At 62.2% G+C, this 13,609-nt stretch carries 7 protein-coding genes and 1 pseudogene; all 8 read left to right on the forward strand.

All coding sequences use genetic code 11. The features are described from left to right. A pseudogene (locus RT688_RS07495) lies at nucleotides 1-288 on the forward strand (ABC transporter permease); the annotation flags it as partial. After that, the gene (locus RT688_RS07500) at nucleotides 285-950 is read left to right on the forward strand and encodes an ABC transporter ATP-binding protein (protein ID WP_313704222.1); all 666 of its coding nucleotides are present in this window, start codon (nucleotides 285-287) and stop codon (nucleotides 948-950) included. The pseudogene RT688_RS07495 and the gene RT688_RS07500, both read left to right, overlap by 4 nt. Continuing rightward, the gene (locus RT688_RS07505) at nucleotides 947-2,116 is read left to right on the forward strand and encodes a chain-length determining protein (protein ID WP_313704223.1); all 1,170 of its coding nucleotides are present in this window, start codon (nucleotides 947-949) and stop codon (nucleotides 2,114-2,116) included. Before RT688_RS07500 ends, RT688_RS07505 begins: the two co-directional genes overlap by 4 nt. A gap of 3 nt (nucleotides 2,117-2,119) precedes the next feature. Continuing rightward, a complete protein-coding gene (locus tag RT688_RS07510; RefSeq protein WP_313704224.1) occupies nucleotides 2,120-3,841 on the forward strand; it encodes a polysaccharide biosynthesis/export family protein in 1,722 nt (573 codons plus the stop codon). A gap of 317 nt (nucleotides 3,842-4,158) precedes the next feature. Beyond that, the gene (gene wecB / locus RT688_RS07515) at nucleotides 4,159-5,295 is read left to right on the forward strand and encodes a non-hydrolyzing UDP-N-acetylglucosamine 2-epimerase (RefSeq protein ID WP_409521892.1); all 1,137 of its coding nucleotides are present in this window, start codon (nucleotides 4,159-4,161) and stop codon (nucleotides 5,293-5,295) included. Next, entirely contained in the window at nucleotides 5,285-6,565 is a 1,281-nt protein-coding gene (gene wecC, locus RT688_RS07520) for a UDP-N-acetyl-D-mannosamine dehydrogenase (RefSeq protein ID WP_313704226.1), read from the forward strand. The genes wecB and wecC overlap by 11 nt, the downstream gene beginning before the upstream one ends. Before the next feature lie 97 nt (nucleotides 6,566-6,662). Next, entirely contained in the window at nucleotides 6,663-12,653 is a 5,991-nt protein-coding gene (locus tag RT688_RS07525; RefSeq protein WP_313704227.1) for an FkbM family methyltransferase, read from the forward strand. Further along, on the forward strand, nucleotides 12,650-13,597 hold the full coding sequence (locus RT688_RS07530; RefSeq protein ID WP_313704228.1) for a hypothetical protein: 948 nt from the start codon (nucleotides 12,650-12,652) through the stop codon (nucleotides 13,595-13,597). Before RT688_RS07525 ends, RT688_RS07530 begins: the two co-directional genes overlap by 4 nt. Nucleotides 13,598-13,609: the final 12 nt, after the last annotated feature.

Raw genomic sequence — 13,609 nt, forward strand, 5'->3', positions numbered from 1 at the left:
GTCGAGTTGATTCCGGAATTTGCCAAGATCATCAACATCGTGATGCTGCCCGCTCATTTCCTGTCGGGCGTCATGGTGCAGATCGGAGCGATTCCCGAGCCTTATCGCAGCTATCTGGCGCTCAACCCGCTGGTCCATGGCCTGGAAACCGCGCGCGTCTCGTTTGCGCCGTATTACCACACGCTTACCGGTCTGAGCCTGGCCTATCTTTATCTATGGGCGCTGCTGCTGATCTTCCTGGGCCTGGCATTGCAGTTGCGCTTTGCCGAAAGGGTGGTGCGCCAATGATCGTCGTCGAGGATGTCCACAAGCGTTACCGCACCGAGCACGGCCCGGGCAAATGGGTGTTGAGCGGCGTGTCGTTCACGATTCCGAAGAACGTCAACGTCGGCCTGGTCGGACGCAACGGCGCCGGCAAGTCGACCCTGTTGCGGCTGATCGGCGGCATCGACACGCCGAACCGTGGACGCATCGAGCGCCAGTGCCGCGTATCCTGGCCGATGGGTTTCGGCGGCGGCCTGCAGGGTTCGCTCACCGGGCGCCAGAACGCCAAGTTCGTCTGCCGCATCCTCGGACACGAGCACGACATGGCCGAGCGCATCGCCTTCATGCAGGATTTCGCTGAAATCGGCGCCTCGTTCGACGAACCGGTCAAGACCTATTCGTCGGGCATGAAGTCGCGCCTGCAGTTCGCGATGTCGCTGGCTTTCGATTTCGACGTGTACATCTCCGACGAAGTGACCTCGACGGGTGACGCAGCCTTCCGCAGCAAGGCCAACAAGGCGTTCAGGGATCTGACGGACCGCGCCGGCCTGATCATGGTGTCGCACAGCGACAGTACGCTGCGCGAGTTCTGCAGTGCCGGCATCTGGCTGCACGAGGGACAGGCTCACTGGTTCGACGATATCGAAGATGCGTTGAAACACTATATGGAAAGTATTGCTGTATGAATGACCGTACCAACGAAGAGGCGCTGACTGTTGCGGCACCTGCGCGGCACAGCCGCGCCAGACTGCCTGCGCGCCTGATGGGACGCTTGCGCCGCGTTGGCGTGCTCGGCATCGCCGGCGCTGCATGTGCAGTGTCGGTTCTCTACTGGAGTGTGATTGCCTCCGACCGCTACGTATCGCAGGCCAATGTGATTGTCCAACGCACGGACCTGGCCAGCGGCCAGCCGACGGACCTCGGCTCGCTGCTGGGCGGGACGGGCGGCAGCCGTAACGACGAACTCCTACTGCGCAACTACCTGCTGTCGATGGACATGCTCAGGAAGCTCGACAAGCAGCTCAACCTGCGTGCGCACTACAGCGACCGCGCGCGCGACCCGCTCTCGCGCATGTGGTCGAAAGACGCGCCGGACGAGTCGTTCCTGCAGTATTACCTGTCGCGCGTGAGCGTGGAACTCGACGAATACTCGGGCGTTCTGGTGATTAAGGCGCAGGGCTTCGACGCCCGCACCGCGCAGGCCATCACGGCGCTGCTGGTGCGCGAAGGCGAGCACGCGATGAACGAGATGGCCCACCAGCTGGCGCGCGAACAGGTCGCTTTCGTCGAGAAGCAGGTCGCGCAGAACGCCGAACGCTTCCAGCAGACGCGCCAGGCAGTCGTCCGCTTCCAGAACGCGCATGGTCTGGTGTCGCCGCAAAGCCGCGCCGAGCAGCTCAACGGCGTGGTCGAGCGCCTGAACGCCCAGCGCACCGAACTGCAGACCAGGCGCACCGCGCTGCTCGGCTACCTCGAGCCGCGCGCAGCCGGCGTGGTCGAGATCGACCTGCAGATCGAGGCCATCGACAAGCAGCTGGCCCAGGAACAGGCGCGCCTGACCTCGGCCAACGGCAAGGCCCTCAACAGCACGGTCGAGGAATACCAGCGTCTCGAAATGGAAGCCGGCTTTGCCAACGACGTCTACAAGACCGCCCTGGTAGCGCTGGAAAAGGGCAGGGTGGAAGCAACCCGCAACCTGAAGAAGGTGTCGGTGGTGCAGAGCCCGACCCTGCCGCAGCATGCGCTCGAACCGCGTCGCGGCTACAACATCATCGTCTCGGTGCTCGTCACCCTGCTGGTAGCCGGTGTCGTCCACCTGCTCGCGGCAATCATCCGTGACCACAAGGATTAAGCAATGCTTCGTTTTGTTTCTCGTATTTCCGCCGGCGCGCTGTTGGCCGTCAGCCTGGCCGCCAGCGCCGCCCAGACCGCTGCGGTGACCGGTTCCTCGCCATCCGTGCTCGACGCCATCGGGACCACCACGGCGACCGCGGCCCAGCTGCAGGCCGCCGCCCAGGCCCAGCAGGCCGCGGCCATGCCGGCCGAGGTGCCCATGCAGGCGCCGCAGCGCTACGACTACAGCGCCAACCGCGCCACCGACGTGTTCGGCGCCTCGCTGTTCTCGGGCAGCTTCGCCGCCGGCGGCGCGACCCAGTTCAACCCCGACTACATGGTCGCGGTGGGCGACCGCATCCAGATCCGCCTGTGGGGCGGCTACACCTTCGACGGCATCCTGACCGTCGACCCGCAGGGCAACCTGTTCGTCCCGCAGCTCGGCCCGGTCAAGCTGCTCGGCGTACGCAACCGCGACCTCCAGCGCACGCTGGAGACGGCGATGCGCCAGGTGTTCCGCGCCAACGTCAACGGCTACGCCAGCCTGGCCGCGGCCCAGCCGGTGCGCATCTACGTCGGCGGCTTCGTCAACCGTCCGGGCATGTACAACGGCACCAGCATGGACAGCCTGCTCAACTACCTGGACCAGGCCGGCGGCATCGACGTCGACCGCGGCAGCTTCCTGGACGTGCAGGTCAAGCGCGGCCAGCAGGTGCGCGCCACCGTCAACCTGTACGACTTCCTGTTGCAGGGCAGCATCCCGCAGATCCAGCTGAGCGACGGCGACGTGATCTTCATCGCGCCGCGCCAGAACACGGTGCGCGTGACGGGCCTGGCGGCCAATGCCAAGCGCTTCGAGTTCGCCGGCGCCGACCTGTCGATCGCCGCGCTGGCGCAGCTCGCCAAGCCGGCCGCCAGCGCCACCCACGTGCGCGTGGTGCGCAATACCGGCACCGTGCGCAACACCGACTACTACCCCTTGAGCGCGGCGCGCGAGGTGCGCGTGGGGAACGGCGACGACGTCGAGTTCACGGCCGACAAGAAGCCCGGCACCATCACCGTCCGTGTCGAGGGCGAGCACCAGGGCCAGCAGGAGTTCGTGCTGCCCTACGGCTCGCGCATCGGCGCGCTGCTGGGCCAGGTGCGCATGACGCCGCTGTCGGACGCCGCCAGCATCCAGCTCTACCGCGTCAGCGTGCGCGAGCGCCAGCGCGCCATGCTGCAAACCTCGATGCGCAGCCTCGAGTCGGCGGTGCTGACCGCGCGCAGCGGCACCAGCGATGAAGCGGTGCTGCGCAAGCAGGAGTCGGACCTGATCCTGCAATGGGTCGAGCGCGCCAAGAAGGTCGAGCCGAGCGGCCAGGTGCAGATCGCCTCGAGCGCCACGCGCGACGAACTGCTGCTGGAAAACGGCGACGTGCTGCGCATCCCGACCCGCGACGGCCTGGTGCTGGTGAGCGGCGAGGTGCTGTTCCCGAACGCGGTGGCCTTCGACAACGGGCTGAAGGTCGGCGACTACATCGCCCGCGCCGGCGGCTATACCCAGAACGCGGACAACTCGCGCGTGGTGATCGCGCACCGCGACGGCAGCTTCGAGGAAGGCAACCCGGGCACGCGCCTGCGCGCCGGCGACGAAGTGCTGGTGCTGCCGAAGGTCGACGTTAAGTCGCGCCAGATCTTCAAGGACATGACGCAGATTATTTACCAGATCGCCATCGCGGCGAAGGTGGTGCTGGGCCTGTAAGGCGGGCGGCAGCCGGCGCCACGGGTGCGCTTTTCGCCGCGCGGCGCCTGGCGTCGCGCGACAGCAGGCTGCCGGGCAGCCGCGGCACGGCCCGGGTCGTGGCCGCGCAGCATGCCGCCGGCTCACGGCTCTTGTCCGATACAACGTCAGAACACCGTCCCCTCCGATGCCGCCCGGCGGTATCGCATCGACCAGTGAATTGCCGGGCTGGCCGCAGGGATAGAGATGAAACGCAGCAGTACGCGGTTCAGCAGCTCCGGCACCAGTCGCTTCCACGCCAACGTGGCAGCGACGATCGACAATGAAGAAGAATGAAGATGAAAATATTGACTGTTTTTGGTACACGCCCCGAAGCCATCAAGATGGCTCCGCTGGTCAAGCTGCTCGCACGGCAGCCCGATTTCGAGTCCCGCGTCTGCGTCACGGCGCAGCATCGGCAGATGCTCGACCAGGTCCTCGAATTGTTCGAGATTCGTCCGGATTACGACCTCGACATCATGAAGCCGGGCCAGACGCTCGCGGGCATCACGACTGAAATCCTAACTCGACTTGACCCGGTATTGGCCGAGTTTCAACCAGACCTGGTGCTCGTGCATGGCGATACCTCGACTACGTTCTGCGCTTCGATGGCTGCTTTTTATCGCCGAATCCGCATCGGCCATGTGGAAGCGGGCCTGCGCACCGGCAACCTGCAGTCGCCCTGGCCGGAAGAGGCCAACCGCAAACTCACCGGCGCACTGGCCAACCTGCACTTCGCGCCAACCGAGCAATCGAAGCGGAACCTGCTCGACGAGGGGACCCGGGAAAGCATCGTCCATGTGACCGGTAACACGGTCATCGATGCGCTGTTGTGGGTACAAAGCAAACTCGAGCAGGATACTGTCCTGTCCGGCTCGCTGCAGCAGCGTTTTTCCTTCCTGCGTGCCGGTCACCGCATGGTGCTCATCACCGGCCACCGGCGCGAAAACTTCGGCGACGGCTTCGAGCGGATCTGCGCCGCCATCCGCACCCTCGCCATGCAGTATCCGGATGTCGATTTCGTCTATCCGGTGCACCTCAATCCGAATGTCGCCGAGCCGGTGCGTCGCATCCTTAACGGGTTCGACAACGTGCACCTGATCGACCCACAGGATTACCTGCCCTTCGTGTACTTGATGACGCGTGCCTACATCATCCTGACCGATTCGGGCGGTATCCAGGAAGAAGCGCCGTCGCTGGGCAAGCCCGTGTTGGTGATGCGCGACACCACCGAACGCCCCGAAGCTGTCGCAGCCGGCACGGTACGCCTCGTCGGTACGAATGCAAACAAGATCGTCGACGGTGTAGCGACCTTGCTAGAGAGCGAAGAGATATACAAGAGCATGAGCATTGCCCATAACCCATACGGAGACGGCACCGCCTGCGCACGTATTGTGAAAGCTATCCACAATGAAGGAACCTCGAATGCAGCATAAGTTCACCACTGTCTCGGTCATTGGCCTCGGGTACATTGGCTTGCCGACCGCGGCCATGTTCGCATCGCGCAAGATCAACGTCATCGGTGTCGATGTCAACCAGCGCGCCGTCGAGATCATCAACGACGGCAAGATCCATATCGTCGAGCCGGAACTCGACATGCTGGTGCATGCCGCGGTGACCGAAGGCTATTTGCGCGCCACGACGACGCCGGAGCCGGCCGAGGCCTTCCTGATCGCGGTGCCGACGCCGTTCCAGGGCGACCATGCCCCCGATCTCTCCTATGTTCGTGCGGCGGCCGAGTCCGTTGCCAAGGTGCTCAAGCGTGGCGACATCGTGATCCTGGAATCCACGTCGCCGGTCGGCACGACCGAAATGATGACGCAATGGCTGGCGGCCGCGCGACCGGAACTGCGCTTCCCTTCGCCCGACAGCGACGGCGCCGATATCGATGTGCATGTGGCCTACTGCCCGGAACGCGTGCTGCCTGGCCGTGTCGTCATCGAACTGGTCGATAACGACCGTATCATCGGCGGCATCACCGAGCAGTGCGCCAAGCGCGCTGCCGACATCTACCGCGTGTTCGTGCAGGGTGAATTGCTGTTCACCAATGCGCGTACCGCGGAGATGGCCAAGCTGACCGAAAATGCATTCCGCGACGTGAATATCGCCTTCGCGAACGAACTGTCTCTCATCAGCGACAAGCTCGGCATCGACGTGCGCGAGCTGATCGGCTTGGCGAACCACCATCCGCGCGTTAACATCCTGCAGCCCGGCTGCGGCGTCGGCGGTCATTGCATCGCGGTCGATCCGTGGTTCATCGTCGACAAGACGCCCGACGAGGCCCGCCTGATCCGTACCGCGCGCGAGGTCAACGACGGCAAGCCTGCCTGGGTGGTCGGGAAGATCGCCGCCGCGGTCGATGCCTGCCGCGCACACGACGGCAAGACCGGCAGCGTCAAGGTCGCCGTGCTTGGCCTGGCATTCAAGCCCGACATCGACGACCTGCGCGAGAGCCCGGCGCTGCACATCGCCGCCGACGTCGCGCGCATGAGCGGCGTGCAGTTGATGGTGGTCGAGCCGAATGTCGAGGCGCTGCCGGGCGTGTTGTCCGAACAGGCGCTGGTCACGCTCGAGCAGGCCCTGGCCGAGGCCGACGTGGTTGCGGTCCTCGTGAAGCATCGCCAGTTCGTTCAGGCAAGCGCGCAACTGGCCGCGCATCCCCGGATGGTCGATGCCGTCGGTGTCGGCGCCAGCCGTCATGCCTGAGGCATGACGGGACGAGATCGTCTGCGACATTTATCAACCTGAATAGCGGCCGTCGAGGCCGCTAACGAATCCGCGGCCAGCCGCAAGAACTATGAATATGCACGAAACCAGCGCCGTCGACGGCGCAGCGAACAAGATTGTCGAGGTCTCGGGAGGCGGCAAGACCTACCGCATGGTGCTGCCTCATGCCGATCGCGACTATATCCAGCGCAAGGTCGCCACCGAGCAGGTCCCGTACGAGCTGGACATGTTGCTTGACATGAAAGAGCGGCTGGGCGAGGGCGATATCGTGCTCGATGCCGGCGCCAACGTCGGCAACCATACGCTGTTCCTGGCTGCGGTCGCGAACTGCCAGGTCGTGGCATTCGAACCGAACACGGAGCTGGCTTCGGCCGTGCGCGAAAGCGCGCAACTGAATGGGCTGGAAAGTCGTGTCGATATTCGTACCGTCGGCTTGGGACGCCAGCACGGATTCGGCCATTTTGCCAGCAGCATTCCCGACAACCTGGGCGCGCAGAGCATCGTTGCCGACGGCGGACCGCTGGAAATCCAAGCCATCGACAGCCTCGCGCTTCCTGGCCCGGTGAAGGCCATCAAGATCGACGTCGAAGGCATGGAGATCGACGTCCTTGCCGGCGCCGCGGCGCTGGTGGAGCGCGACCGCCCCATTCTCTACGTGGAATGCAGCACCGATACCCACTTCCGCCAGATCCACAACTGGATGACGGCGCGAAATTACGGCTACTGGGATACGTTCAACGCCACGCCGACGCATCTGTTCTTGCCGAACGAACAGACGACGGTCGACCAGCGCCTGTCGCGCCTGCAACTGAAGGCAAACCGGGACATTTATCTGACGTCGCAGCAGTTGCTGCAGGCACGCCAGCAGCTCGATGCGGCCAACCTGAAATACCGCGGGTCGACGGAACAGGTCGCCAACCTGAAAGTCCAGCTGGCAAAAGAAGAAAGAGCGCGCCACGATGCCGAGGCCGCACGCGCCGAAGTGCTGCAACAGCTCGAGGCGACGCGCGAACGCCTCGAGAACGAGCGCGACACGCTGCAGAACGACATCAAGCGCCTTGGCGCCGCCGGCGATACGCATCTGCAGGCAAGGCACGAGGCAGAGATGCAGCTGGCCCGCCTCGAGACCTCGCTGCAAACCGTGAATCGCGCGCATGCCGACATGGCGAAGGAGCGCCAGCTCCTGCAGGATGAGGTGCAGCGCCTTGGAAAATCCGGCGAAGACGCAGCCACATCGTTGCGTGCGCTGACCCAGGCGAATACCCAGCTGATTGCCGAGCGACAGCGTCTTGACGGCGAAATCCAGCGTCTGAGCAAGTTCGGTGAAGACGTGGCCGCAACATTGCAGGTAGTAAATAACACGAACGCAAAGCTGCTCGCCGATCGCCAGGACGTCGAAGCTGAAGTCCAGCGCCTGAACAAAGTGAGCGCGGAAGCGAATGCGTCCTTGCAGGCGGTGAGCGAGACCAATGCCCGGCTGCTCGCGGAGCGCCAGGAGATCAACGGCGAGATCCAGCGGCTGAAGAAATTCGGCGAGGAATTGACTGCATCGTTGCAGACGGTGACCGATACCAACGCCCAGTTGCTGACCGAGCGCCAGGAGATCGACAACGAAGTAAAGCGTCTGAACAAATTTGCCGAAGAGATGGCGGCATCCCTGAAGGCAGTCGCCGATACCAATGCCCAACTGCTCGCCGAACGCAGGAACCTGGAAAGCGAAGTACAGCGCTTGAGCAAGCTCGGTGACGAACTGACTGCGTCGTTGCAGACGGTGTCCGACAGCAACGCGCAGTTGCTCGCCGAGCGCCGGGATGTCGAAGACGAAGTGAAGCGCCTGAACAAGTTTGCAGAAGAGATGGCGGCATCGCTGAAAGCGGTTGCCGACACCAATGCCGGGTTGCTCGCGGAACGCAAGAACCTGGAAGACCACGTGGCGCGCTTGAGCAAGCTCGGCGAGGAAGACGCCGCGCGCCTGCGGGAGACTGAACAACGTCTTTCCACCATCGAGGCGGAACTGGGCGCCACCGCCGAGGCACTCGCCGCCAGCGACCGTCAGCGCATCGAAGCGCGCTCCCAGGTCAGTGCGCTGGAGCAGCGCGTGCTGCAGGAGGAGCACGCCGCCAGCGCCGCCCAGCGCTTGTGGGCCGACGCGATGGATGACGTCAATCGCCTGCAGCGCGAGCTCGACGCACTGCGCGAGACCCATGCCGCGGCAACCGCGAAGATGGGGGCGCTCGACGACCTGGCGCGCCAGTCGACGCAGACGCGCGAGCGCGTCGAGAAGGAATTGGCGGCAGCGCGGGCGGAGCTGGAAGAAACCCGCCGCAGCCTGACCAATGCCAACATGAAGTACCGTGAAAGCTCGGCTGCCGCGCGCGACCGGCAACACGACATCAACCGCCTGAAGATCGAGCTCGGCGCCAGCCGCCGGGCGGAAGGGGAGGCTGTCCGTACCGCCGCCGCTGCGCGCAAGCAGGCATTGCAGGCGGAGCAGCAGGTGCAGAAGACCCGCGCAACCTTGTCGTTCCGGCTCGGTTACATCCTGATCCACAGCTTCAAGTCCTTCCGCGGCGTGATGGGCCTGCCGGGCGAGCTGCTCGCGTGGCGCAAGGAAGTGGTACAGCGCCGCAAGCAAAAGGGCGAGCGCGAGCAAAAGCTGCGGACGGTCGCCCAGGCCGGCGCCCGTGGCGAGCCGCTGCGCCCGGCCGCGCCCGTCGTCGCGGCGCCGGCGGCCAGCGCGACGCCGGTCATCGCGCGGATGCCAGGCACCGCGCCGGTACAGCCGGCCCCGGCCGCCACCGCGCCCGCGGCGGCGCCTGCCCCTGTGGTCCAGCCTGCCATCGCGGCGATGGAACAGCCGCAAACCCTGCCGATGGACCTGCGCCGCCTGAAAGTCGCGGCCATCATGGACGAGTTCACGTTCGGCTCCTATCGCGCCGAATGCAACCTGCAGCAACTCACGCCGGCCGATTGGCAGGCCGAGCTGGAACAGTTCGCCCCGGAACTGCTCTTCATCGAGTCGGCCTGGCGCGGCAAGGACGAGCTGTGGGGCAGCAAGGTCGGGCACAACAGCCAGGAACTGCAAGGCATCGTCGCCTGGTGCCGCGCCCGCAAGGTGCCGACGGTGTTCTGGAACAAGGAGGACCCGGTGCACTTCGAGACCTTCCTGAGCACCGCGTCGATGTTCGATTTCGTGTTCACCACCGACATCGACTGCATCCACCGCTACAAGGCGGCGCTCGGCCACGACCGCGTGTACCTATTGCCGTTCGCCTGCCAGCCGGCCAACAACCATCCGATCGAAACCTACGAGCGCAAGGACGCGTTCTGCTTCGCGGGCGCCTACTATGCCCGCTATCCCGAGCGTACGCGCGACCTGGGCAATTTCGTCAGCCAGTTGCCGAGCTTCCGCCCGCTGGAGATCTATGACCGCAATTTCGGCAAGGACGATCCGAACTATCAGTTCCCGCCGGAATACCAGCCTTACATCGTCGGCACGCTCCCCTTCGACCAGATCGACAAGGCCTACAAGGGTTACCGCTATGCGATCAACCTGAACTCGATCAAGCAGTCGCAATCGATGTTCGCGCGCCGCGTGTTCGAGCTGCTGGCATCGAACACGATCACGGTCAGTAACTATTCACGTGGCGTGCGGCTGATGTTCGGCGACCTCGTCGTCACCACCGACAGCGGCGAAGAGATGGTCCGCCACCTGCGCGAGGTGGCAGACGACCAGGTGCGTGGTTCGAAGCTGCGCCTGGCCGCCTTGCGCAAGGTCTTGCAGGAGCATACCTATCAGCAGCGCTTGGCATATGTCTTCTCGAAGGTTAGTGGCCAAACGCCGACCGATTCGCTGCCTGCGATTGCGATGCTTGCCGCTGCCGCCAATCGGGACGAGCTCGACGTGGTGCTGGGGCACTTCCGGCGTCAACGGTATGCCCGCCGAACCTTGCACGTGGTGCTGGACCGTGGTTTCGTTCCGGATGCGACCGCGATTAAGGACGACGGGGTTTATCTGCATCCAAGCGAAAAAGTGTCGAGCATTGGCGTACTTGTCGAAAGGGCGGATTTCTTGGCAGGCATCAGCGCACGCGATTATTATGGTCCGAATTATCTGACCGATATAGCGCTAGGTACCCTGTATAGCGAAGCCGACGTGATCGGTAAAGGTGCATATTACCTGCTGCGCAACGGTCAAATTATTCTTGAAAATGGTGACCGTGCTTATCACCCGGCTGCCCGTCTCGCTGCCCGATGCGCTGCGATCCGTGTTTCGAAGCTGGCCTCGAATAACGCAGCAGAATGGCTTGCGGCCCTGCCTTATACCGAGCTGGAGAGCAGCAATGGTCTGGCGATCGACGAGTTTAACTATTGTCGCGAAGCCAATGCAGAGAACGCCGGGTTGGGCAATCTGGTGCAGGAAGCCGTGGACGATCTACAAAACCTGAACACCGGTATTGGGATCGAAGAATTGCTCACCCGTGCCGAAGCTATTCCTCCTGCTGCCGAGCAAGGCACTAGCGCCAGAATGCTCAGTGGCGCCGAAATGGCGACGCTGTTCGGAAAGCGGCCAAGTGCAGCTCTTAACATGCAGCCGGAGGGGCACTCCTGGCGTGTCGAATCTTCGCTGCCAGATGGCAAGCACGAATACCTCTACGCGACCAAGGATGTTTCAATTGACGAGCTTGGCTGGAATGAGCGGTTAGCGCGCTTCTATTTCGAAACTACTCCAGGCTTGAATTTACAGTTGGTGCTCTACTTTATTGATGCGCAAAAACAGAAGATTTCTCACGTCATCAAGAACGTCAATCGCAATCAGGAAGTAGAGTTGCCTCTTGGTACTGCAGCTGTTCGCTTTGCGCTGCGGGTGTATGCGGGCGGACAGGCCGACATCCAAGGACTGGTTTTGGATCATCGTGATCTACAACCTGCAGAGTTACTGGGGCAGGCCGACCGGCTGGTACTGACGAATCATTATCCTTCCTATGAAGACCTGTATCGCAATGGATTTGTTCACAGCCGGGTAATCGCCTACCGTGAGCGTGGGATCCGCTGTGACGTCTTCCGGCTGCGTCCTTCGGAGCCAGTGTCGTATCACGAATTCGAGAACGTCGACGTCACGACTGGTTCTGCCGAAGTACTGAACCAGATGCTTGCCAGCGGGCGTTACAAATCCGTGCTGGTGCATTTCCTCGACCCGGGGATGTGGGAAGTCTTGCAGCATCATATTGACCGCATTGACGTTACGGTCTGGGTCCATGGCGCAGAAATTCAGCCATGGCACCGCCGCGATTTTAGTTACTCCACCGAGGATGAACGCACGGTCGCAAAGATGAAGAGCGAAGCCCGAATGCTGTTCTGGCGTACTCTGTTGCGTAAAATTCCGGCGCGATTAAAGCTCGTGTTTGTCTCACGATATTTCGCGGAAGAGGTGATGGAAGATGTTGGCTTCCGTATTCCGGAGGCTCATTACACGATCATTCATAATCCGATTGATACCGACGTTTTCTGCTACGTTCCGAAGCCTCAAGAGCAGCGGCTGAAAGTACTGTCGATTCGTCCTTATGCATCGGCAAAGTATGCAAACGACCTGAGCGTTCGTGCAATCGAACTGCTGGCATCGAAGCCTTGGTTCTCCGATATGGAATTCCGGATGATCGGCGATGGACCACTTTTCGAACAGACGCTGGCACCATTGCGTCAGTACAGAAACGTCGTCATCGAGCAGCGCTTCTTGAAGCAGTCGGACATCGCAGCACTGCATAAAGAATACGGAATTTTCCTGTCGCCGACCCGAATGGATGCGCAAGGCGTCTCACGAGATGAAGCAATGGCTTCTGGCCTTGTGCCAGTGACTAACGCTGTGACAGCGATCCCGGAATTCGTTGACGACGAATGCGGCATCTTGGCGCCTGGCGACGATCCAGTAGCGATGGCTCAGGGTATCGCCGCGCTGGTCGAGAATCCTCAGCGTTTCAGCGCAATGTCGGCGGCTGCAGCGGCGCGTGTCGCACGACAAAGCGCCAAGAACGCGATCGTCGATGCCGAGATCAGAGCATTTGGATGAAGCAATATCGTGTCATGACCATGCTTGCGCTGGCTGCGATTTCTTTAAGCAGTATCGTAGCGGCCGCGCCAGCACTGCCTCAGGTTTTGTCGTTCTCTGCCGGCTATCAGCTTGGTGGAGAGCGGGCTCGAAACATCGTCGAACTAGGCGTTGTATACCGCTGTGACTCGCGTATATGCTTGGATACCCAACGCTTCGATAGTGCTCGGTTACTACCTCGCACCTTCACCTCGTATCGCCATCGTATGCGTGCTCCCTACGGGCGCCCGGGGTGCCAGGATGGACTGGTCGGGACGGTTGAGCCAGATCGCCGCGACCATGAGTTCGCTCGTCTTGTCGAGGAGGAAAACAGTTTTGTCGTCGCCACATCCACATTACGCTATCGCTGGGTTGTCGATCCTGCAGTTGACGGCGCGTATACCTTGACTTCGGTTGAGACGAAAAATGAGCAGGCACCGTTGCAGCAAGTTGTAGGGTTCGCTTTTCAGTCGACTCAATTCTTGAACGGCGATCTTAACCGCCTGCAGCTTGACGCGTTATATCGAGGTGAAATTCAGCACAAGACTGCGGATATGGGAGCAATGCAGCCTTGGAAACATGCTTCTTCCAGTATCGATTTTCGCGTTTACGAAGCTGCGGCCGGTGGCAAGTTGCTGTATCGCTCACTGCCTGGCGCTGATGCGGTCGTGAAGAAATACGCCAAGCCGATGTGGGTCCACAGTACTGTCGTTCTAGCTCGTTCCAACGAAACCATCGCGCCATTGGTGCAGGAATACGGACACGATTTCGACATGGATGGGTGCTTTGACGAACAGGGACACAATAAATTCATGCTGCCGGTCTCTGGCCCTGCCGGTCAGGTTGCCGCATTGGTCTATGTCGAATACACGTCCGACCTCAGGCGGGGCTTTCCCATGCTGTCGGTAGGGCGCTACTACAGGTGAGGTGGAGTGTCC

The sequence above is a fragment of the Massilia sp. genome (assembly GCF_032106685.1).
In the GTDB taxonomy this organism is placed as follows: domain Bacteria; phylum Pseudomonadota; class Gammaproteobacteria; order Burkholderiales; family Burkholderiaceae_D; genus Telluria.

Excerpts from the sequence above, each read along its gene's own strand:
- wecB (WP_409521892.1), top strand. The coding sequence starts at position 4,159 with ATGAAAATATTGACTGTTTTTGGTACACGCCCCGAAGCCATCAAGATG.
- RT688_RS07505 (WP_313704223.1), top strand. The coding sequence starts at position 947 with ATGAATGACCGTACCAACGAAGAGGCGCTGACTGTTGCGGCACCTGCG.
- wecC (WP_313704226.1), top strand. The coding sequence starts at position 5,285 with ATGCAGCATAAGTTCACCACTGTCTCGGTCATTGGCCTCGGGTACATT.
- RT688_RS07530 (WP_313704228.1), top strand. The coding sequence starts at position 12,650 with ATGAAGCAATATCGTGTCATGACCATGCTTGCGCTGGCTGCGATTTCT.
- RT688_RS07525 (WP_313704227.1), top strand. The coding sequence starts at position 6,663 with ATGCACGAAACCAGCGCCGTCGACGGCGCAGCGAACAAGATTGTCGAG.
- RT688_RS07500 (WP_313704222.1), top strand. The coding sequence starts at position 285 with ATGATCGTCGTCGAGGATGTCCACAAGCGTTACCGCACCGAGCACGGC.
- RT688_RS07510 (WP_313704224.1), top strand. The coding sequence starts at position 2,120 with ATGCTTCGTTTTGTTTCTCGTATTTCCGCCGGCGCGCTGTTGGCCGTC.